Below are 21,546 nucleotides of genomic sequence, written 5' to 3' on the forward strand. Positions count from 1 at the left end.
CTGGTCGGTGAGGGTGAACTGGTCGGCGTTGATGTGGCCCCAGCCGCCGGTGTTGTTGTCGACGATCTGGATCCGGGCCTGCTTGCCGGCCAGGTCGTGCAGGTCCCACTGGGTCTGGTCGAGCGTTTCGTTGTCCTTGCCGGTGGTGGTCCTGACCACCGCTCCGTCGACCACCAGGTTGACGGTGGTGGGGTTGGGCTGGGAGTTGGGGTGGTTGCCGCCGCCGACCAGGAAGTTCAGGTACGGCTTGTCCACCGTGAAGGCCGGGGAGGTGAGGGTGCCGGCGGTCGCGTCGCCCTGGAGGAAGGAGTTGACGAGTCCCTTGCCGAGGTAGCCGGTGACGCTCTGCTGGTTGGGCAGGGTGCCCTGGGCGGGGCCGGTGCCGAAGGCGGTGCCGGTGGTCGTCCAGGATCCGTAGGCACTCCCCTCGAAGTCGGCGAGGATCTTCGGGCCCTGGTCGGTGAGGGTGAACTGGTCGGCGTTGATGTGGCCCCAGCCGCCGGTGTTGTTGTCGACGATCTGGATCCGGGCCTGCTTGCCGGCCAGGTCGTGCAGGTCCCACTGGGTCTGGTCGAGCGTTTCGTTGTCCTTGCCGGTGGTGGTCCTGACCACCGCTCCGTCGACCACCAGGTTGACGGTGGTGGGGTTGGGCTGGGAGTTGGGGTGGTTGCCGCCGCCGACCAGGAAGTTCAGGTACGGCTTGTCCACCGTGAAGGCCGGGGAGGTGAGGGTGCCGGCGGTCGCGTCGCCCTGGAGGAAGGAGTTGACGAGTCCCTTGCCGAGGTAGCCGGTGACGCTCTGCTGGTTGGGCAGGGTGCCCTGGGCGGGGCCGGTGCCGAAGGCGGTGCCGGTGGTCGTCCAGGATCCGTAGGCACTCCCCTCGAAGTCGGCGAGGACCGTTCCCGTGGATGGTGTGGAGGGGGTGGTTCCGTCCGGGGTGAAGGTCGTGCCGTCGAAGTCGCCGACGAAGTACTGCGCGGCGGAGGTGTTCTGGGGACCGCCGGGGTTGATGTTGACGACCAGGACCCACTTGGTGTGCGCCGGGTCGCCGTCCACCGGGAGCTGGAAGAGGTCCGGGCACTCCCACAGGCCGCCGGTGGCGCCGGCCGGCCCGAAGTCGCTGAGCTTGGTCCAGGTCTTCAGGTTGGGGGAGGAGTAGAAGCTCACCTTGTGGTCGGCGGACAGGGCGACCGTCATGAGCCAGCTGTTGGTCTGGGCGTTCCAGAAGACCTTGGGGTCGCGGAAGTTCTGGGAGCCGATGTTGAGGACGGGGCTGCCGGCGTATTTGGTCCAGGTGGTGCCGCTGTCGGTGGAGTAGGCCAGCGACTGGGCCTGCACGCCGTCGGACTTGCGGTAGCTGGTGTAGATCGCGACCAGCGGGGGGTTGGTGCTGGTGCCGAAGCCGGTGGTGTTGTTCTTGTCGAGGACGACTCCGCCGGAGAAGACCATCTCGTTGGCGTCCTGCGGGAGGGCGATCGGCTGCTCGGTCCAGTGGACCAGGTCGGGGCTGGTCGCGTGTCCCCAGGACATGTTGCCCCAGGTGTTCCCCGAGGGGTTGTACTGGAAGAAGAGGTGGTAGGTGCCCTTGTACCAGATCGGGCCGTTGGGGTCGTTCATCCAGTTCTGGGCGGGCGAGAAGTGCAGCTGGGGCCGGTAGGTCTCGGTGTACGAGGTCTGCGCGTCGGCGGAGGGCGCGAGGAACGCCAGGCCGAGGACGGCGGCGGCGGAGAGGGCGAGCAGGCGCTTGGAGCGGTGGTGCGTGACGGTTCGGTCGCGCATGTGGGTCTCCTCGGGTTCGGACCCCGGGGCGGGTGGGGTGCCCGTGCGGGTGGGTCCTCGGGAGCGGCGTGCCACGGTGGGGGTGGTGCGGTGGGGCAGGCCGCGGGGTGGGGGATGGCGCGGAGTTCTCTGGCGGAGGCCGGGACGGATACGGCCGGGTCCCGGTCTCCCGATCGGACGGGACGCACCCTGTGCCCGTGCGACGACGGGGCCGGGTGGACCGTGCGGGGGCGGGCACCCTCGAGCCCGCCCCCGCACGGGGCTTTTACTTGCTCCGGTAGGAGCCGAGGTGCCAGAGCTTGAGGCTGTCGAGGCGGGCGGAGCCGCCCTCGGTGAACAGCTGGACGCCCTGGCTGCTGGGGTCGGGGAAGACCTGGTCGGTGATCACGGCTTCGCCCTGGCCGCCGAACACCTCGACCGAGGACCAGTCGACGACGACCCGGATGTGGATCTTGCCGTCCTTCTGGGGCTTGAGCGGGGCGGTCTGGATGCCGGGGAAGTTGGGGTCGAAGTCAACGGCACCGGACTTGGTGCGGTCGACGTAGAGCTGCTGGTTGGCGGTGTCGTAGCCGATGACGGTCTCCTGACCGGCGCCGGTGCGGACCTTGAGGCCGAACTTCGCGGCGTCGGCGGGGGAGAAGACGGCGTCGATGTCGAGGGCCTTGCCGTTGCCGCGGGAGGGCAGGGCGGTGGTACCGGGCCGGACGGTGAGGTGGTTGAGGGCGACGGCCGGTCCCTGCCGCAGTGTGTTCAGGGACCGGACCGGCTGCTGGGTGAGCTGGAGGCGGTCGCCGACGGTGCGCAGCTGCAGGGTGCGGGGCAGGCTCTGGGCGCTGCGCCAGGGGGTGGTGGGGGTGTTGCCGGCGTACTGCCAGTCGCTCATCCAGCCGATCATGGTGCGCTCGCCGCGGGGTGCGTCGTTGTAGGTGACGGCGGCGTAGAAGTCCTTGCCGAAGTCGACCCAGTGGGCGCGCTGGAGGGTGGAGAGGGCGGGCTGGTCGGCGGTGGTGAACTGGTCGGCCATGATGTGGCCCCAGCCGCCGGTGTTCAGGTCGGCGATCTGGACCTGGACCTGCTTGCCCTTGTAGGGGCGCAGGTCGAAGGAGGCCCAGTCCAGGGTCTCGCTGTCGGAGCCGGTGGCGCTCTGCACGACCTTGCCATCGACGATCAGGTTGACCGCGGTCTCGCTGGACTGGGGCTTGGCCTGGGTGTCGGACAGGACGACCTGGTCGACGTTGATGTGGCCCCAGCCGCCGATGTTCTGGTCCACGATCTTGATCTGGGCGGTCTTGCCCCGGAGGTCGGACAGGTCCCAGGAGGCCCAGTCGAGGTGCTCGTTGTTGCTGCCGGTGGCGCTGCGGACGGTCTTGCCGTCGACGACGAGTTCGATGGTGGTGGGGGAGTCGGAGTTGGCGGGGTGGGTGCCGCCGCCGATGAGGAAGTCGAGGTACTTCTTGTCGATGGTGAACGTCGGCGAGGTGAGGGTGCCGGTGGTGGCGTCGCCCTGGAGGAAGCTGTTGGCCAGTCCGTAGCCGGTGTAGCCCGAGACGTCCATCTGGCCGGGGAGGGTGCCCTGGGCCGGTCCGGTGCCGAAGGCGGTGCCGGTGGTGGTCCAGGCGCCGTAGGTGTCGCCCTCGAAGTCGGCGAGGACGGTGCCGGTGGGGGTGGGCTGCGGGTCGGTGACGGCGTTCGGGTTGTGGGGGTGGTTGCCGCCGCCGACCTTGAAGTTCAGGTAGTTGCTGGTGGCAGTGAACGCGGGTGAGGTGAGGGTGCCGGTGGTGCTGTCGCCGTCGTGGAAGCTGTTGGCGTGGCCAGTGCCCTCGATGCCGGTGATCGCGGACTGTCCGGGCAGGGAGCCGGTGGCCGGTCCGGTGCCGAAGGCCGTTCCGGTGGTGGCCCAGGCCGCGTAGTCGCCCTGCTCGAAGTCCTGCAGGACGGTGCCGTTGGGCGGTGTGTAGGAGCCGTTGTCGTCGGGGGTGAAGGTGGTGCCGTCGAAGTCGCCGACGAAGTACTGGGCGCCGGAGCCGCCGGCGATGCCGCCGGGGTTGATGTTGACGACCATGACCCACTTGACGTGCTTGGGGTCGCCGTCGACGGCGAGGGGGAAGAAATCGGGGCACTCCCAGCCACCACCGGTGGCCCCGGCGGGGCCGAACTCGCTGAGGAGGATCCAGGACTTGAGGTCCTTGGAGGTGTAGAACTCCACCTTGTGCTCGTCGGCCAGGGAGACGGTCATCAGCCAGCTGCGGGTCGGGGCGTACCACTGGACCTTCGGGTCGCGGAAGGCGTGGGAGCCGATGTCGAGCACCGGGTTGCCGGTGTACTTGGTCCAGGTGCGGCCGCGGTCGATGGAGTAGGCCAGCGACTGGGCCTGCTTTCCGTCGTTGTAGGCGCTGGTGTACACCGCGACCATGGCGGGGTTCTTGCGGGTGCCGAGGCCGGAGGTGTTGTCGGTGTCGACGACGACGCTGCCGGAGAAGATCATCTCGTCGTCGGTGCGGGGGATGGCCAGCGGCAGCTCCTTCCAGTGGATGAGGTCGGTGCTGACGGCGTGGCCCCAGGACATGTCGCCCCAGGAGTTGCCGTTCGGGTTGTACTGGTAGAAGAGGTGGTACTCGCCCTTGTAGTACACGAGCCCGTTGGGGTCGTTCATCCAGTTCTGCGCGGGGGTGTAGTGCACCTGGGGGCGGTACTGCTCCTGGAACGGCGCGGTGTCCGCCACCGCGGGGGATCCCGCGGTCAGTCCGAGGCAGACGGCGGTGGCCAGGACGGCCAGCGAGGAGCGGCGGGTACGTCGGGACACGGGCATGGAGAGCTCCTTCGAAGAGCTTCGGGTGGGGGTGAGCGCGATCGCCGTTCGTCGGGGCATGGCTGCGCCGAGATGTGGCTGCGCCGGGGCACGGCGGCGGGACGGCGGTCGCGGTGACAGTGCGGGCCGTTGGTGGGGCAGCGGTGCGGTACTGCTAGGCGGAGGGCGGGAGTTCGCCGGATCCGCGGGGGATGAGGCGGGTGGGGACGGTGACGGTGCGCGCCCGGGTGCGGTCACCGTCGAGGCGGGCAAGGGCGATCTCGGCTGCGGCTGTGCCGATGGCGGCCGGGTCCTGGGCGACCGTGGTGATGGCGGGTTCCAGCACCTCCGCGAACGGCAGGTCGTCGAAGGAGACGAGGGCGATGTCGCGCCGGCCGGCACGGACCATGCCGAGCACGGTGCCCATGGCGGCGAAGTTGTTGGCCGCGAGGATCGCGGTCGGAGGCTGTGGACTGTGCAGCACGCGCAGGACGGCCTCGGCGGCCTCGGCCTCGGTGTGGCCGTCGAGCACGAGCGAGCGGTCGTAGGGCAGGTGGGCGGCTTCGAGTGCCTCGCGGTATCCGGCGAGGCGCTCGCGGCGGGTGTAGAGGGTCGTCGGCCGGTCGCCGACGAAGGCGATCCGCCGGTGACCGCCGACGATCAGGTGGGCGGTGCCCTCACGGGCGCCGTCCCGGTTGGAGCTGACCACACTGTCGGCGGTGAGCCCGGTTCCGGGGCGGTCGAGGAAGACCACCGGCATCCCGCCGGTCCGGGCCGTCCGCAGGTGGGCGTGGTCGGCCCCTGCGGCGGGCACCACCATCAGGGCGCTGACACGACGGGCCAGGAAGGTGGTGATCAGCGCACGCTCCCGGTCGGGGTCGTCGGCGCAGGATCCCATCAGCAGGGTCAGTCCCCTCTCGCGCACCGCGCTCTCGATCCCGCCGGCGACGGTTCCGAAGAACGGGTTGCCCATGTCGGGGATGATCAGGCCGACGGTGCTGTCCGGGCCGCCGACGCGCATGTTGCGGGCCATCAGGTTGGGCTGGAAGCCCAGCTTCTCGACCGCCGCCATGACCTTCTCCCGGGTTGCCGCGGAGGTCGGCCCGTCGCCGTTCAGCACCCGGGAGACGGTCTTGGCGCTGACGCCGACCTCCTGTGCCACATCGTGCAGCGTCGTGCGACGGGGCGAGGCCATGTACCCACCGTTCCGGCTTCGTCGAGCGCAGGGCCCCGGTGTCGTGAGCGGAGCGCTTGCGAAGACTGTCTGATCAGTTCGGACGGACCCCGGCGGCCTTGACGGCCCGGGCATCCGCCACGACAGTACCGCCGTGGTCCTGGTCGACGGTGAGCGCGCCCGTCATGATGGCGACGACCTCCGACATGGAGTAGTCGGACGGCTTGATCAGGGCCTCGCGCCGGCCCATCCGATGGACGTGGATCCGGTCGGCGATCTCGAAGACGTGCGGCATGTTGTGGCTGATCAGGACAACCGGCAGCCCCTTGTCGCGGACCCGGCGGATCAGGTCGAGGACCTGGCCGGACTCCTTGACGCCCAGGGCCGCGGTGGGTTCGTCCATCACGACGACGCTGCGGGCCCAGGCGACCGAGCGGGCGACGGCCACGGCCTGGCGCTGGCCGCCGGAGAGCGTCTCCACCGGCTGGGTGAGTGAGCGCAGGCCGATCTTGAGGTCGGCCATGTGCGCGGCGGCCTCCTCGCGCATCCGCTTCTTGTCCAGCATCCGCAGGACGCTGCCGAGCGGGCCGGGTCGGCGCAGTTCGCGGCCGAGGAACATGTTGGAGGCGATGTCCATCGAGGCGGCCACCGCGAGATCCTGGTACACGGTTTCGATGCCGTGGGCCCGGGCGTCCTGCGGTCCGTTGAAGCGGATGACCTCGCCGTTCAGGCGGATCTCGCCCTCGTCGGGCGTGACGGCGCCGGTGAGGGCCTTGATGAGGCTGGATTTGCCGGCGCCGTTGTCGCCGATGACGGCCATGACCTCGCCGGGCAGCAGGTCGAAGTCGGCGCCGTCGATGGCGGTGACGTGACCGTAGCGCTTGACCAGACCCCTGGCCTGGATCACGGGAGTGGTGGTGGCAGTGGGAGTGCTCATCAGCGGGTCCTCTTCCGGGAGATCTGGTCGACGGTGACGGCGAGGATGACCAGGACGCCGGTGATCAGGGTCTGGTAGATGGAGGCGACGCCCATTAGCTGGAGGCCGTTGCGGAATACCCCGACGATGAGGGCGCCGATCAGGGAGCCGAGCACGCTGCCGCGGCCGCCGAACAGGCTCGTGCCGCCGAGGACCACTGCGGTGATGCTGTCGAGGTTGTCGGTCTGTCCTGCCTGCGGGTCGCCGACGCCGGTGCGGGAGATCAGCAGCAGTGCGGCGATGCCGTAGACCAGTCCGGCGAGCGCGTAGAGGCTGATGGTGAGGCGGCCGGTGCGGATGCCGTTGAGGCGGGCGGCCTCGGGGCTGTTGCCGAGGGCGTAGACGTGCCGGCCCCAGGAGGTGCTGCTCAGCAGGTAGGCGAACACGGCGAACAGTGCCAGGGCGACGAGCGAGCCGTAGGTGACGTCGGTGTCGCCGAGCGGGAACGTGGCGCCGAGGAACGTCAGCTCGCTGGGCAGGTCGGTGACGGTCTGCTCGTTGGAGTAGATGTGGGTGAGCGCGAAGGCCACGTTCAGCATGCCGAGCGTCACGATGAACGGAGGCAGCGGGATCAGCTTCACCAGCAGGCCGTTGACCAGGCCGAAGCCCGCACACACCGCGAGGCCCAGCACGATCGCCACCAGCGGCGGAACGGTCCCCTGAGCGGCCATCCTGGCGATCACGATCGAACCGAAGGCCATCACCGCGCCGCAGGACAGGTCGATGCCGGCCGTCAGGATGATCAGCGTCTGCCCCACGGCCAGCGCGCCGACCACCATCACCTGCTGGATGATCAGGGAGAAGTTGCCGCCGGACAGGAACTGGTCCGTCATCAGGGAGAAGAAGGCGCAGGCCAGCACGAGTGCGGCGAGCGGGCCCGCGATCGGGGCCGTCGCCAGCCGGCGCAGCGTTGTCGGCCCGGTGAGGTTTCCGTACGGGGCGGTGGATGTGGTCATGAGAGGTCCTTGCCGGTGGAGCGGATCGGGAGCGCCGAACGGACGGCGTCGCGATGGACGGGAGCGGCCCGGTCCGGGTCGGGGCAGGAGAGCCGGCCCGGGCCGCTGGTTCAGGGGAGGCCGGATCAGCCCCAGCAGTTCTCCAGGCCGTAGGTGGTGTCCTTGGCGACGATGCCGGCCTGCGGCTTGTCGGTGATCAGGTTGACGCCGGTGTCGGTGTAACCCATGGGCTTGACATCGGACTTGGCGAACTCGGCGACCGCCTTGACGCCCTGGGACGCCATCACCAGCGGGTACTGCTGGGAGGTTGCGGCGATCTTGCCGTCCTTGACGGCCCGGGTACCGGTGCAGCCGCCGTCGACCGAGACGATCAGGACGTCCTTCTCCCGGCCCTTGGCCTTGAGCGCGGTGTAGGCGCCCAGCGCGGCGGGCTCGTTGATGGTGTAGACGACGTTGATGTCGGGGGACTTCTGCAGGCAGTTCTCCATTGCGGTCTGGCCCTTGGCCTGATCGCCGCCGGTGTCCTGGGAGCAGACCACCGACGGGTCGCCCTCCGCGATGCCGAAGCCCTGCAGGAATCCGTCGTGGCGCAGCTGGCCGACGGCGACGCCCGGCGCGAGGTCCAGGGTCGCGATCTTCGCGGTCTTGCCCGCCATGGCGGCCTTGGCGTACTGGCCGATCAGCACGCCCGCCTTCTCGTTGTTGGTGGCGAACAGCGCGTCGGTGCCGTCCACCGGGTCGGTGGGGCTGTCGAGGGCGATGACCAGGACGCCCTTGTCCCGGGCCTTCTTGATCGCGGGCAGGATCGCCTTGGAGTCACTCGGGGTGATCAGGATGCCCTTGACGCCGGAGGCCACCATGTTCTCGATCGCCGCGATCTGGCCTGCGTTGTCACCGTCGAACTTGCCGGCCGCCGTGCTCAGCGTGACGCCGTTCTCCTCGGCGGCCTTCTGCGCGCCCTCCTTCATCTTCACGAAGAACGGGTTGGTGTCGGTCTTGGTGATCAGGCCGACCTTGATCGCGCCGCCGGAGGATCCGGTGTCGGCGGAGCCCTTCGAGCCGGAGCCGCATGCGGACAGCGTGAGCGCCATGCCGCCGGCCAGCAGGACGGCCGCGGCTCTGGTCAGGGTGGTGCGGGTGGCGAGGGACATCGTGGCTCCTGGAGGTGCGGCCCGGGTAGTCAGGGCGAGGGTGAGCGGGGGTGAGCGGCATCAGAAATGTCATCGTTGACTTATGTCAGCGTTGACATTGGCTTGGGAGTGATGATGAAGTCTGCGAAACCCGGGCCACAAGCCCCACTGGCGTAACAACTGGGTAACGCAGCCGCAATCACCCGTGCTGACCAGCGAAAAAGTTCTGCGCAGTCAGCAGCCCGGACCTGAGACCGTCCGGCCCCCATCCCCAGACCTCCCTAGACCTCGAAAGGCGCACCGATGGTCCAGCGCCCGATCGCTGTCCTCGGCGAGTGCGTCGCCGACGCCTTCGCCGACACCGTCCAGCCACGTCCCGGCGAGCTTGCCCTGCGCGTCCTGCCGGGCGGCGGCCCGGCCAACACCGCCGCGGCACTGGCCCGGCTCGGCACCCCCACCCGCTTCGTCGGCCGGATCTCCCGCGACGCCTTCGGCGCGCTCTTCCGCACCCACCTGGCCTCTTCCGGCGTCGACCTCGCCGGCGTCGTAACCGCTCCCGAGCCCAGCACCCTGGCCATCGCGACCCTCGACGAGCACGGCCAGGCCCAGTACTCCTTCCACGCCGAAGCCACCGCCGACTGGCAGTGGACCGAGGCCGAACTCGCAGCCGCCCATCCCGAGGACGCCGCGTGCCTCCACACCGGCTCCCTCGCGCTGGTCCGCGCCCCCGGCGGCGAGCACATCGAGGAACTGCTCACCCGTGCGCGCAGCGGTGCGACCGTCTCGATCGACCCCAACGTTCGCCCCCTGCTCGTCGATCCGGCGGTCTACCGGGCGCGGCTGGCCCGCTGGTGCGCACTCGCCGACGTCCTGCGCCTCAGTTCCGACGATCTGGAGCTGTTGATGCCGGGCGTGACGCCCGAGCGCGCCTGCGACGCCTGGCACCTGGCCGGAGTCCGGCTGGTGGTGATCACCCTGGGCGGTCGCGGCGCGGTCGCCTCCCTCGACGGTGTCCGGGTGTTCGTGCCCACACCGCGGGTCGAGGTCGTGGACACCATCGGTGCCGGCGACTCGTTCACCGCAGGTCTGCTCCACCGGCTGTCCCAGGCCGGACGGTTGGGCGGACGGCTGGACGCCCTGACCGTCGACGAGGTCTCCGACGCCTGCCACTACGCGGCCCGGGTCGCCGCTCTCACCTGCTCGGTCGCCGGCCCCAACCCGCCGTGGGCGCACCAGATGGAGTCCGCACCCGCTACCGCACCCGCTACCGCCCCCTGCTGACGGCGGGGCCTGCGCCGTGGCCGGATGCCCGGGCATGCCCTGGGGTCGCACCGCCGGTCACTGAACGGGCCGGAGCTTCCCCGCGGGCCGCTCCGGGCCCGACACCACCATCCGCCGTGTGCCCGGGCCGCCGTCGCACCGGCTCGGCCAGGCATCCCAAACGGCCGGGGACGACCGATCCCCGGCCCCGACACGCTCTGCAGGCGCAGCATCCGCTGCCGCCCGGACGGAGAGGAACCGGCATGAACAAGACCCTGCTGGCCGAGTTCACGGCCAAGCCCGGATTCGAGGAGTCAGTCGCCGCCCTGGTGGCGGATTTCGCCAGGCTGGTCCGGTCGGAGCCCGGCAACCTCGCCTTCGACGTGTACACCAAGGAGTCGGATCCCCGCGCGTACTGGATCTTCGAGGTGTACCGGAGCGAGGCTGCCTTCGCGGAGCACATCGCCGCTCCCTACGGTCGGCCGTTCAACACCGAGCTGGTAGGGATGATCGAGGAGGACGCGTCCGTCCTGACCTTCCTGACCCCCGCCGGCCGAGGCAGGCACTCACCGCCCGGCCCGTACCGCCCCTGAGCCCGGAGCGAGCCCGTCCCAGTCGCTCCAGGAGGCGCGAGCGGCGCGCGTGGTGAGGGCCCGCGCGCGGTGAGCGCCGTGATCGCCGCTGCCCGGGGTGTGGCCCGCAGGGCCGCCCCTGGGCAGCGGCATGCCTTTGTGGCGGCGCCGTCCCCACGGGCCTCGGTCGGGCAGGCCAGCAGCGACCACGGACCACGGGCGTGCCGAGGCGGTGCAAGGTCCTGCGAGCGCACCGGTCCCCGGACGCACGGGCCCCTCGACCCGACAGGAAACGGATTCGCCACAAGCCGTTGACACTCCGGTCGTCGAGGCGCAACCTGTCAGCAGGTTGCCAAATCGATTTGGCATAGCCATTCGGAACATTGGGCAGGGCCGCGCGCCGGAGCCAGGACCGGGCCACCGGCGGATCACAGGAGGTCCGCCGGCCGGCCCGGCCTCGCGGAGGCGATCCGAGCCCGCCCGGCCTCCCGCTGGAACCGGAGCCGCCGCACAGCGACGGCCGCATACACGCGAGTGCGGTGCTCCATCCGGCGCGCCGAGAGAAGGAGCAGTCGTGGAAAGCGCCACCCCGCCTCCCGCCAGTGCCGTCTACCTGCGCTGCCACCCCCGCGACGACTGGGCCGTGGAGACCCTGCGCAGGGCACTGGAGGAGCATGCGCTGCGGCTGGGACTGTTTCCTCCCGCCGTCTACATCGACAACGGGATCTCCTCGCAGCAGGCGGCACCGCGCCGGGCAGCCCTGGAAGCCGACGTCGCCGCGGGAACCATCGGCGTCGTCCTCATCCCGGGCCCCTGGGTCTTCGCACTCGACGACACGGCCGCACGTCGGGCCGTCGACGCACTCGTCAGCCGGGGCTGCGAGGTCGTAGAGCTGCCCTCCCGGGCGGCTCCGCGGCACGAGCGGCTCGCGCTCAAGCCCGCGACCGCCCCTTTCGCCCTCTCCCCGGCAGCGGCGTGAACGGTGGCAGCCCGGGTGATACCCGCAGCTGAGGCAGACTGGAACACCAGGCCGGCCGTCATCGATTCCGGCCTCCTGCGGCGCAGGACACGAGCCCGTAACGAGCCCTTGACATAGCCGCGAAGTACGACGATTGTCTTCGCAACACGAGTGCCCAAACGTTTTGGCAGGTTATGATGAAGCGCGTTGGAATCAAGGATGTGGCGGCTGCGGCCGGAGTGTCCGCGACGACGGTCTCCCACATCCTCAACGCGGTCGAGGGCAAGCGGATCAACCCCGAAACCCGGCGGTCGGTCCTGGAAGCCGCGGAACACCTGGGCTACCTGCCGAACAAGCTGGCCCGCGGACTGAGGCTGAGCCGCTCCTCCACGGTGGGGTTCCTGAGCGACGAGATCGCCACCACCCCGCACGCAGGACAGATCATCCGCGGCGCCCAGGAGGCCGCCGCGGAGCGCGGACTGCTCCTGCTGATGCTGAACACGGGGGGCGACCGGGACCTTGAGCACAAGGAGATCGCCCTTCTGCTCCAGCACCGGGTCGACGGCATCCTCTACGCATCGATGTACCACCGGGTCGTCGAGGTGCCCGAGCCGCTGCGCTCGGTACCCACGGTCCTACTGGACGCCCGGTCGCACGACCCGGCGTTCTCATCGGTCGTACCCGACGAGGAACAGGGCGGCCAAACCGCCACCCGGGAACTGCTGGCCCACGGCCACCGAAGGATCGGCTTCGTCACCAACTCCGACGACATCCCCGCATCCCGAGGACGGCTCGCCGGCTATCGGGCCGCGCTCGCAGAGGACGGCATCGACTTCGATGCCGGCCTGGTCACCGCCGACCGCTCCGACGCCCAAGGCGGCTACCGCGCCGCACGGACGCTGCTCGCAGTGCCGGACCGGCCCACCGCGCTCTTCTGTTTCAACGACCGCATGGCCATGGGCGCCTACCGGGCCGCCGCGGAACTCGGGCTCGTCGTGCCCAGGGACCTGTCGGTGATCGGTTTCGACAACCAGGAACTCATCAGCGAGAACCTCTTCCCCGCGCTGACCACCGTGGCCCTGCCTCACTACGAGATGGGCGCACGGGCCATCGCACAACTCCAAGCAGCGATCGACGCACCCGAATCCGCCAGCGGCCCGCGCAGCCAGGAAATGCTGCACTGCCCACTGGTCACCAGGGACTCGGTCGCCCCACCGCCCCGGCTCTGACACCGGAGCGGTGAAGCACCACCAGAACAGCGACCGTCGACACCGGTCGCCCAGCGAGGCCCTCGCAGGCCTCGCCCATGAGATGGAGAAACCATGAGATCGAATGCCAGGCGCCTCGCGGGGACAAGTGTAGCCATCCTCGCCGCAGCGGCCGTGCTCGCCGGATGCGCCTCGGGCAGCACCGGATCGGGGTCGGGCGCGGACGCCGACACCCTGACCCTGTGGACGCACAACGCCGGCAACGCCGACGAGTACAAGATCGTCCAGCGGGTCGTCAACGACTTCAACGCCAGCCAGAGCAAGTACAAGGTCAAGATCCAGGCCTTCCCGCAGGGCTCGTACAACGACGCCGTGGTCGCCGCCGCCTCCGCCAAGAAGCTGCCCTGCATCCTCGACGCGGACGGGCCGAACGTGCCCAACTGGGCCTGGGGCGGCTACCTGGCCCCTCTGGACCTGAACGGCAGCGAGACCCCCGTGGCGGACCAGCTGCCGAGCACCGTCGGCACCTACAACGACAAGCTCTACTCCTTCGGCCACTACGACGTGGCACTGACGATGTTCGCCCGCAAGTCGGTGCTGCAGGCACACAACATCCGCATCCCCACCCTCGACAAGCCCTGGACCAAGGACGAGTTCGACGCCGCCCTCGCCACCCTCAAGGCCAGCGGCAAGTTCGAGCACCCTCTGGAGATGGGCACCGGTGGAAGCGGCGAGTGGTGGCCCTACGCCTACTCCCCCCAGCTGCAGAGCTTCGGCGGTGACCTCATCGACCGCTCCGACTACAAGAGCGCCAAGGGCGCGCTCGACGGACCCGAGGCCGTCGCCTGGGGCACCTGGTTCCGTTCCCTGGTCACCAAGGGCTACATGGCACAGAAGTCCGGCAGCAGCCCCAACGACGACTTCCTCAACGGCAAGTCCGCCATCGAGTGGGACGGCAGCTGGGACGCGGCGAAGAACGCCGGCAAGCTCGGCGACGACCTGGCGATCCTGCCCCCCGTCGACCTCGGGAAGGGGCCGAAGATCGGCGGCGCCTCCTGGCAGTGGGGCATGAGCGCCACCTGCAGCAACAAGGCGGGCGCCCAGGAGTACCTGAAGTTCTCGCGGAAGACCCAGTACTTCGTGGACTTCGCCAAGGCCACCGGCACCATCCCCGCCACGACCGCCGCCGCCTCACAGATACCCGGCTACCAGCCCGGCGGCCCCTACGAGATCTTCTCCCAGGCAGCCCGGAAGTTCGCCGTGGTACGCCCCGTCACCCCGGCCTACCCGTTCATCTCCTCCGTCTACGAGAAGACCGCCAAGGACATCCTGGCCGGCGCCGACCCGAAGAAGGCCCTGTCCCAGGCCGCGGACCAGATCGACTCGAACCTGAAGACCAACAACTACTACGCCGGCTGACGGCCCCGCCCCGCACTCCTCCGGTGGAGGCGCAACTCATCCTCGCCTCCACCGGAGCCCCTTCCCGTCCGGAGCTCCCGTGACCACCACCCTCCTCCAACGAGCCTGCACCCGGCGCCCGCGCAGCCCGCGAGCCGCGGTCCGCCGCCGGGAACGCCTGACCGCCCTCGGCATGGTCAGCCCCGCAGTACTGCTGCTCCTGGTCTTCTTCGTCGTCCCCGTCGTCCTGGCATTCACCCTGGCCTTCACCAGCGCCCGGCTGATCTCCCCGACCCCCGCCCACTTCGTGGGCCTGCAGAACTTCACCCTGCTCTTCCAGGACCCCGTCTTCTTCCGCTCCCTGCTCAACACCTTCGTCTTCGCCGCGGTGGTCGTCCCCCTGCAGGCCGGACTCGCCCTGGGGCTCGCCCTGCTGGTCAACACGAAGGTCGGAGGCACCAACTTCTTCCGCACCGTCTACTTCCTCCCGGTGGTCACCTCGATGGTGGTGGTCTCCCTGGTGTGGATGTTCCTGTACCAGAAGACCGGGCTGATCAATCACCTCATCGAGACGTTCACCTTCGGCCACGTCCACGGGCCCGACTGGCTGAACGACCCCTCGACGGCGCTGCCCGCGATCATCTTCATGTCCGTCTGGCAGGGCGTCGGCTTCCACATGGTGATCTGGCTCTCCGGCCTGCAGACCATTCCGGCCGACCTGCACGAGGCGGCGGCCATCGACGGCGCCGACCGCTGGGCGCGGTTCCGGCACGTGACCTGGCCCGGTCTGCGGGCTACCCGGACGTTCGTCCTGATCACCATCACCATCGACGCGCTCCGCCTGTTCACCCAGGTCAACGTCATGACCCAGGGAGGCCCCCTGGACTCCACCACCACCGTGGTCTACCAGGCGGTCCACGCCGGCTACGAGCAGCAGCAGACCGCCTACGCCTCCGCGATCTCACTGGTGTTCTTCGTGATCGTGCTGGCCGTCTCCCTCATCCAGCGCTTCCTCACCCGGGAGAAGGACTGACATGGCGACCACACCGCCCCAGCCCCCCGCCTCCGCACACAGCCACCCCCGGCGGGGGCTGCGCCGGCTGCCGGGCCACGTGCTGCGGAGCGCGCTCGCGCTCGCCTTCGCCTTCCCCCTCGTCTTCATGCTGGTCTCGTCGTTCAAGCCGGACCAGCAGATCTTCGCGGACCTCGGAAACATCCGGGCGTTCCTGCCCGTCGGGCAGCTGTCCCTGGACAACTACACCGGGGTCTTCGACCGGGTGCCGGCGGCCCGCTTCCTCCTCAACTCGATCGGGATCTCGGCGGTCACCGTCGTCCTGGGCATCGTGGTGAACAGCCTCGCGGCCTTCGCCCTGTCCAGGATGCGCTGGCCCGGGCGCAAAGCCCTGCTGATGCTCATCATCGCCACCCTGATCGTGCCGTTCGAGACCTTCGCGCTGCCACTGGTGTGGTGGGTGAACAAGCTGCCGTGGCTGGAGCTGCACGGCTTCCAGCTGGCGCTCACCGAGGGCTGGCTCGACACCTACCGCGTGCAGATCCTGCCGTTCGTCGCCAACGCCTTCTCCATCTTCCTCTTCCACCAGTACTTCCAGAGCATCCCCAAGGAACTCGACGAAGCGGCACGGATGGACGGGGCGGGCTGGTTCGGCATCTACCGGCGGATCGTCATGCCGCTGTCCGGACCTGCCGTCGCCACCGTCGCCATCCTGACGTTCCTGCCCATGTGGAACTCCTACCTGTGGCCCCTCATGGTCGTACAGGACGAGAACCTGCGCCCCGTCATGGTCGGCATCCAGTACTTCTTCCAGCTGAACGTGTCCTGGGGCCAGATCATGGCGTACTCCTCCCTGATCACCGTTCCGGTGCTCGCACTGTTCCTGGCCTTCCAGCGGTCCTTCATCAACAGCATCGCCTCCAGCGGCGTGAAGGGCTGACCCACCGGCACCACCGTCCGAACGTCGCGCCGAGAGGCCCCACCGGCGCCGTCCGCACCCATCGAAGGACACCCTTGTCCACCTCTCCTGTCGACCTCTACCTCCCCGCCGTCCATGTGAGGCCGCCGAAGAACTGGATCAACGATCCCAACGGCCTGACCTTCCATGACGGCCACTACCACGTCTTCTTCCAGTACAACCCGCATGCGCCCACCCACACCAAGGTCCACTGGGGGCACTACCGCAGCGCCGACCTCGTCACCTGGGAGCAGCTGCCGATCGCCCTGACACCGACGCCGGGCGGCCACGACGCGGACGGCTGCTACTCCGGCAACGCGGTCTCCGACGGAGCGCGCATGGTGGCCTTCTACTCCGCGCACCGGCAGGACCGCTGGTGGCAGCCGGTCACCTCCGCCGAGTCCCGCGACGGCGGACTCACCTGGGCCAAACGGCCCGAGCTGCTGATACCGACACCGCCCGACGGCACCACCATGTACCGGGATCCCTACGTCTGGCGCGAGGACGGCCGGTGGCGGATGCTCGTCGGCGCCAGCCTCACGGGCGATCGAGGAGCCGCGCTCCTCTACGAGTCGGCCGACCTCGAACAATGGCACTACCGCGGCCCGTTCCTGGCAGCCGACGACGGCCACGCCCCGGGAACGGGAGGCTGGACCGGCTGGGAATGCCCCCAGTACGCGGCCTTCGACGGGCAGGGCGCTCTCGTGGTCAGCCTCTGGGACGCAGTCGGCGGGCCGCGCAACGTCCGGGTGTACGTCGGCACCGAAAGCGCCGGGGTGTTCACCCCCGCAGCGCACCAGCCCCTCGACCACGGGCCCGACTTCTACGCGCCCGCGCTGCTGCGGGCCCCCGACGGCCGCTGGCTGCTGTGGGGGTGGTCGTGGGAAGCGCGCGACACTGACTGGAGCGACGAGGCCGGATGGGCCGGCACCCTGACCCTCCCGCGCGAGCTCACCCTCACGCAGGACGGCAGGGTTCATCAGCAACCGGCCCGGGAGATCCTGCACCACCGCGGCCGCCGCACCGTGCACGTCCCGGAACGGTCGGCCGGGCCGCAGGCCCTCGACCTCGGAGAGGTCGGCGCCGCCTTCGACCTGACCGCACGCCTGCGACCCGATGCGCAGGAGTCCGGCGGCCTGCGCCTGGTGACCGCACACGACGGCTCCGAGTACCTCGACATCACCCTCGACCCGGTCGCGGGCGAGCTGGTCGTGGACCGCGACCACGCCTCCCGGGATCCCCGGGCGCTCCCGGGCCGGTACCGGCTGCCGCTGGATCCCGCGCGCGCCTCCGACGGCGCCGTCGACCTGCGGATCGTCATGGACGGTTCCATCGTGGAGATCTTCCTCTCCACCGGTGAAGCCCTGACACTGCGCTGCTACCCGACCGGCACTCCGCCCTGGCGGCTCCGGACGCTCGGCCGGACACATGTCACCGTGGACGCCTGGGACCTGAGCTCCGGCAGCAGGAAGGACTGGCCCGAGCAGTCCGCAGCCCTGGCCGGCGCCTCCCCGGGTGGCCCCGCCGGCTGAACCGTGCGGTGCGCGCCGGTGCTCCCCTGCCTGCTGGCAGGGGAGCACCGTGCTGTCCGGCGACGGCCGGCGTGACCGAAGGCCAGGCGGGCTGGACGACCGCCACCCGAGCCCGGCCCTGTCCACACCATCCGCCCTGTCTGCCGACACCGGTGAGCGGGCCCCTTCTACGAGGGCCCGCTCACCGGTGCGGGTGTTACCCGCGGGGTGCGGCCACCGAGCCGCGATCCCGCAGGGGCATCGGGATCCGGTGCACACCGTTGCCGAGCGCCTCCGTGCCGAGCACGAGTTCCATCGCCGTGCGGCCCATGTCGTAGTGAGGCAGCGCGAGCGTCGTCAGCGCGGGACGCAGCCACGACGCGATGTCCTGGTCGTCGAACGAGACGACCGAGATGTCGCCGGGCACCGTGAGACCCGCCTCGGCAATGGCCTGGTACGCGCCGAAGGAGAGCCGGTCGGTGGAGCAGACGAGGGCCCGCGGCCGTCGGCCGGAATCCAGGAGCTCCCGAGTCTGACGGTATCCGTCCTCGGCGTTCCACTCGCATTCCACGACCCCGTCGAGGACCACCCGTTCCTCCCTGAGAACCTCCTGGAGTCCGCGCATGCGCTCGTTGCCGGCGAAGATCCCCTCCGGGGTGGCGGAGATCGCCTGGTGGCCGCCGATGGCCCAGATGCCGTCCCGGTGTCCCGCAGCCGTCAGCAGGCGCCCGGCCGCGCGGCCTGCCTCGATCTCGTCGGGGATCACCGAAGGGGCGTCGAATCCCGGGGCCAGGCAGTTGAGCAGGACGACCCGCTGGCCGTGCAGGTCCTTGGGCGGCGTGATGTACCTGGTGTACATGGATGCCAGGACCACAGCGTCGACCTGACGGTCCACGAGGGCGTTCACCAGCGCGGTCTCCGTGCTGGCAGAGCCCTCGCTCTCGACGATGAACAGCAGGTGGTCGTGCGACCGGGCCACTTCCAGCGCCCCGCGGATCACATCGCCTGCGAAAGGGGTCGTCGTGATGGCGTCGGAGACGAAGCCGATCGTCCGGGTGATCTTGGTGCGAAGACTCCGCGCGGTGACGTTCGGCCGGTAACCCAGTGCTCTGGCGGCCTCCTTGACCCTGGCCTGGGCCGCCTCGGAGATTCGCATGTCGGTGCGGCCGGACAGCACGAAGGACGCGGTGGTCTGCGAGACTCCCGCGCTCCGAGCGACGTCGCTCATGGTCACCCGTCGTCCGGTCAATGTTCACCCCTGTGTGATGGTCCTCCGGCGGCCCGCGTGAAGGCGACGATGCGGAGGAACGGTGACGTCTGTCAAGTCGGCGCAGCCGGCATTCGCCGAGTGACGAAGGGCTGCTGAGCGGCGCCGCACGGAGGGTCCGTGCGGCGCCGCTCACCTGCCAGGCCGGTCAACCGGTCAGCTGGTCATGCCGTTCATCTTCCAGACAGTCATGGACTGGACGACCGAGCCGTCTCCCCAGAGCTGCAGCCCGAGGGAGTCGTTGCGGACGTCATAGGCCCGGGTGGTGATCGACTTGTACGAGTTCGCGTACGCCTCGACCATCGAGCGGTCGACGAAGACGTCGAGGGTGACCTGACCGCCGTCGAGCGCGAGGGGACCGCTCTGCACTCCGAGGTTGCCCTCCACGTTGGAGTTGCTGCCGGTCTTGGTGCGGTCGACGCCGAACGTGCCGCCGTTCGCGGTGTCGTAGAAGAACCTGGTGCGCTCCTCGTCACCGGGGCTGCGCAGGACGTCCAGCCCGAACCGCTGCGCCGTGCCGGGCTTGAGGGTGAGGCGGACCTGGAGCATGTCGCCCTTGACGCCTGCCAGCTGCTGGTTCACCGCGGCGATGCCCATCGGACCGGTCAGGTCAAGGAGCGGTGCGCCGGCGTGCAGGTTCGCCGTCTCGGCCACCGGCCGGATGCCGAGGTCGCCGTTGGGGCGCATGGTCAGCTCGACCGGCAGCCCGGCGTTGTGCGCCCATCCGGCGTCGTAGTGGGCCTGCTCGGTGCGACGGTCCTGGGCGATGCTGAAGAGCAGCGACCTGCCGTTGTCGTCCACCATTCCGCTGGGGCCGGTGAAGTGGTCGCCGTAGTCGAACATCCGCGGCTCCGCGCTGTCCGGCGTCCACGTGCGGGTCGCCGCGTCCCAGGTTCCCACCCAGTAGAAGGTGTACTTGCTGCTGTAGGGGCTGGGGCCGGTGAACGCGGGGTTCACGATCAGGGTGTTGCGCTGCCTGCCCTGGGCATCCTTGCCGATCGGCAGGAAGGTGGGCAGCTCCCACACCTGGCCAGTCTTGGGATAGGCGGCGACGTCCCCCGTCATGAGCGGGCCGACGTACGTCCAGTGCGTCAGGTCGGTCGAGGTGTACAGCAGCGCCGTGCCGCCGACATCGGCGCCTGTGGTGGTCTGGACCCCGGAACCCACCAGCTGGAACCAGGTGTTGCCCTCCTTCCAGACGCTGGGATCCCGGAACTCGCCGACGCGGACCTTGCGACCGGTGCCGACGTTCGCGTTGGGATCCTGCTGCGTCACCAGCTGGGGGTCCATGGCCCAGTGCACGAGGTCGGGGTCGGTGGGATCGACCGGCCGCGCGGTGCCGACCGCCTGGTTGGGACGCTGCGAGTCGTTGCCGGCGGTGATGAAGAGCACCGGATTGCCGTCCTTGTCGACGGTGGAGCCGCCGGACCACACGCCGTCCGGAGCCACGCTGTCGGCGGTGGGCGCCAGGGCCACCGGAAGGTCACGCCAGTGCACGAGGTCCGTGCTCACGGCGTGGCCCCAGCTGATGTTGTGCCAGTAGGGGCCGTGGATGTTGTTCTGGTAGAAGAGGTGGTACTGCCCCTTGATGAAGATCGGGGCGTGCGGTTCGTTCATCCAGTGGTTCGGCGCGGTGAAGTGGTAGCCGGGTCGGTACTTGTCACCGTCGTAGCGCGAGCGGTCCTGCGTCATGTGCGCGGCAGGGATCACCCCGCCTGCGAAGGTCGACAGCACCGTGCTGTGACCGGTCGCCACCTCGGTTCCGTCGAGCGGCCGGTTGTAGAGCTTCACCTCGTCGATGAGGCCGCTGAACATGTTCACCGCGAACGTGCCGTTGATGATCTCGGGCTGGTTGTGGCGCCCGATCAGGAGCGGCACCGGGGCGGGGCGCAGGGTCACGCCCGTGGGAATGGCGGTCTGCGCCACCTGAGTGCCGTTGAGGTACAGGCGCATGTTGCCGTGCGCCGGGTCGAACGTGGCGACCAGGTGCGCCCAGTCTCCGATGGTGAGTGCGGCCGACTTCGGGGCGGTGACCTCCCGCCAGGCGTCTCCGGTGCCGACGCCGAAGGTCCACACTCCGTGGCGTCCGACGCCCAGGGAGAACCCGAGGCGGGCGCCGGCGTCCTGCTGGTTGACGATCGCCGAGACCTTGCCGCCGTCGCCCCACTCGAAGGCCTGCGGGGCGACCCAGGTGTCGATGGTCAGCCCGTCGGGCGTCAGGGGCACGGACGAGGCGCTGCGGGTGACCCAGGTGGAGTAGCCGTCGAACTTCAGGGCGCCGGACAGGTCACCGTCCCCGGCGGTGGCGGGCTGCCACAGCGGGTCGCTGTTCGGCTTGTACACCGCGTGGTTGAAAACGTAGCTGATCGGATCGGCCTGGTGGCTGACCCCTTCGACCGTGCTGGTGCCCTTGTGCTCGGCGAAGTTCCAGTAGGCGACGGGAGCGGTGGTGGGGGCGCCGGGCGGCTGGTTGAGTCCGGTGCGGACGTCGTCGAGGTTGATGTGGCCCCAGCCGCCGGTGGCCTGGTCGACGACCTTGATCCGCAGCTGCTGTCCGATGCGGTCGCGGGCGTCCCACGTCACGCGGCGGTACGCCTCG

Annotated in this window: 15 protein-coding genes and 1 pseudogene; 8 read left to right on the plus strand and 8 right to left on the minus strand. The window is 69.7% G+C overall.

Annotation, left to right across the window (positions count from 1 at the left end):
• The 6 genes and pseudogenes from SNE206_RS38640 to SNE206_RS38665 all read right to left on the minus strand — a co-directional run.
• A pseudogene (locus tag SNE206_RS38640) lies at nt 1-1,779 on the minus strand (glycoside hydrolase family 32 protein); the annotation flags it as partial.
• Between the two features lie 265 nt (nt 1,780-2,044).
• Nucleotides 2,045-4,588, minus strand: a complete 2,544-nt coding sequence (locus tag SNE206_RS38645; protein ID WP_407918279.1) for a GH32 C-terminal domain-containing protein — start codon at nt 4,586-4,588, stop codon at nt 2,045-2,047.
• 154 nt (nt 4,589-4,742) lie between these two features.
• Complete coding sequence (locus SNE206_RS38650; protein ID WP_407918280.1) at nt 4,743-5,876, minus strand: LacI family DNA-binding transcriptional regulator; 1,134 nt, start codon at nt 5,874-5,876, stop codon at nt 4,743-4,745.
• Entirely contained in the window at nt 5,836-6,678 is an 843-nt protein-coding gene (locus SNE206_RS38655) for an ATP-binding cassette domain-containing protein (protein ID WP_407918281.1), read from the minus strand. Before SNE206_RS38655 ends, SNE206_RS38650 begins: the two co-directional genes overlap by 41 nt.
• Nucleotides 6,678-7,673 carry an ABC transporter permease gene (locus SNE206_RS38660; protein WP_407918282.1) on the minus strand — a complete coding sequence of 332 codons (996 nt, stop codon included), beginning with the start codon at nt 7,671-7,673 and terminating at the stop codon, nt 6,678-6,680. Before SNE206_RS38660 ends, SNE206_RS38655 begins: the two co-directional genes overlap by 1 nt.
• A 125-nt stretch (nt 7,674-7,798) precedes the next feature.
• A complete protein-coding gene (locus SNE206_RS38665; RefSeq protein WP_407918283.1) occupies nt 7,799-8,824 on the minus strand; it encodes a sugar ABC transporter substrate-binding protein in 1,026 nt (341 codons plus the stop codon).
• A 282-nt stretch (nt 8,825-9,106) separates the two neighbouring features.
• Between SNE206_RS38665 and SNE206_RS38670 the strand changes: the two genes are divergently transcribed.
• The 8 genes from SNE206_RS38670 (at nt 9,107) to SNE206_RS38705 (ending at nt 17,701) form a co-directional block, all read left to right on the plus strand.
• Nucleotides 9,107-10,084: a carbohydrate kinase family protein gene (locus tag SNE206_RS38670; RefSeq protein WP_407918284.1), complete on the plus strand. Its 978-nt coding sequence runs from the start codon at nt 9,107-9,109 to the stop codon at nt 10,082-10,084.
• Nucleotides 10,085-10,326: 242 nt separating this feature from the next.
• Nucleotides 10,327-10,656 carry a putative quinol monooxygenase gene (locus SNE206_RS38675; RefSeq protein ID WP_407918285.1) on the plus strand — a complete coding sequence of 110 codons (330 nt, stop codon included), beginning with the start codon at nt 10,327-10,329 and terminating at the stop codon, nt 10,654-10,656.
• Nucleotides 10,657-11,209: 553 nt separating this feature from the next.
• Nucleotides 11,210-11,614, plus strand: coding sequence for a hypothetical protein (locus SNE206_RS38680; protein ID WP_407918286.1), 405 nt, complete (start codon nt 11,210-11,212; stop codon nt 11,612-11,614).
• Between the two features lie 200 nt (nt 11,615-11,814).
• Nucleotides 11,815-12,822 carry a LacI family DNA-binding transcriptional regulator gene (locus SNE206_RS38685; RefSeq protein WP_407918287.1) on the plus strand — a complete coding sequence of 336 codons (1,008 nt, stop codon included), beginning with the start codon at nt 11,815-11,817 and terminating at the stop codon, nt 12,820-12,822.
• 93 nt (nt 12,823-12,915) lie between these two features.
• Complete coding sequence (locus tag SNE206_RS38690; RefSeq protein ID WP_407918288.1) at nt 12,916-14,220, plus strand: extracellular solute-binding protein; 1,305 nt, start codon at nt 12,916-12,918, stop codon at nt 14,218-14,220.
• A 79-nt stretch (nt 14,221-14,299) separates the two neighbouring features.
• The gene (locus SNE206_RS38695) at nt 14,300-15,232 is read left to right on the plus strand and encodes a carbohydrate ABC transporter permease (protein WP_407918289.1); all 933 of its coding nucleotides are present in this window, start codon (nt 14,300-14,302) and stop codon (nt 15,230-15,232) included.
• A gap of 1 nt (nt 15,233) precedes the next feature.
• Complete coding sequence (locus SNE206_RS38700) at nt 15,234-16,151, plus strand: carbohydrate ABC transporter permease (RefSeq protein ID WP_407918290.1); 918 nt, start codon at nt 15,234-15,236, stop codon at nt 16,149-16,151.
• 74 nt (nt 16,152-16,225) lie between these two features.
• Complete coding sequence (locus SNE206_RS38705; RefSeq protein ID WP_407918291.1) at nt 16,226-17,701, plus strand: glycoside hydrolase family 32 protein; 1,476 nt, start codon at nt 16,226-16,228, stop codon at nt 17,699-17,701.
• A 196-nt stretch (nt 17,702-17,897) separates the two neighbouring features.
• Here the strand turns inward: SNE206_RS38705 and SNE206_RS38710 are convergent, their stop codons facing one another.
• On the minus strand, nt 17,898-18,908 hold the full coding sequence (locus SNE206_RS38710) for a LacI family DNA-binding transcriptional regulator (protein ID WP_407918292.1): 1,011 nt from the start codon (nt 18,906-18,908) through the stop codon (nt 17,898-17,900).
• Nucleotides 18,909-19,103: 195 nt separating this feature from the next.
• On the minus strand, nt 19,104-21,546 hold a 2,443-nt coding region (locus SNE206_RS38715; protein WP_407918293.1), incomplete at its 5' end, for a GH32 C-terminal domain-containing protein.

Source organism: Kitasatospora sp. NE20-6, assembly GCF_045862635.1.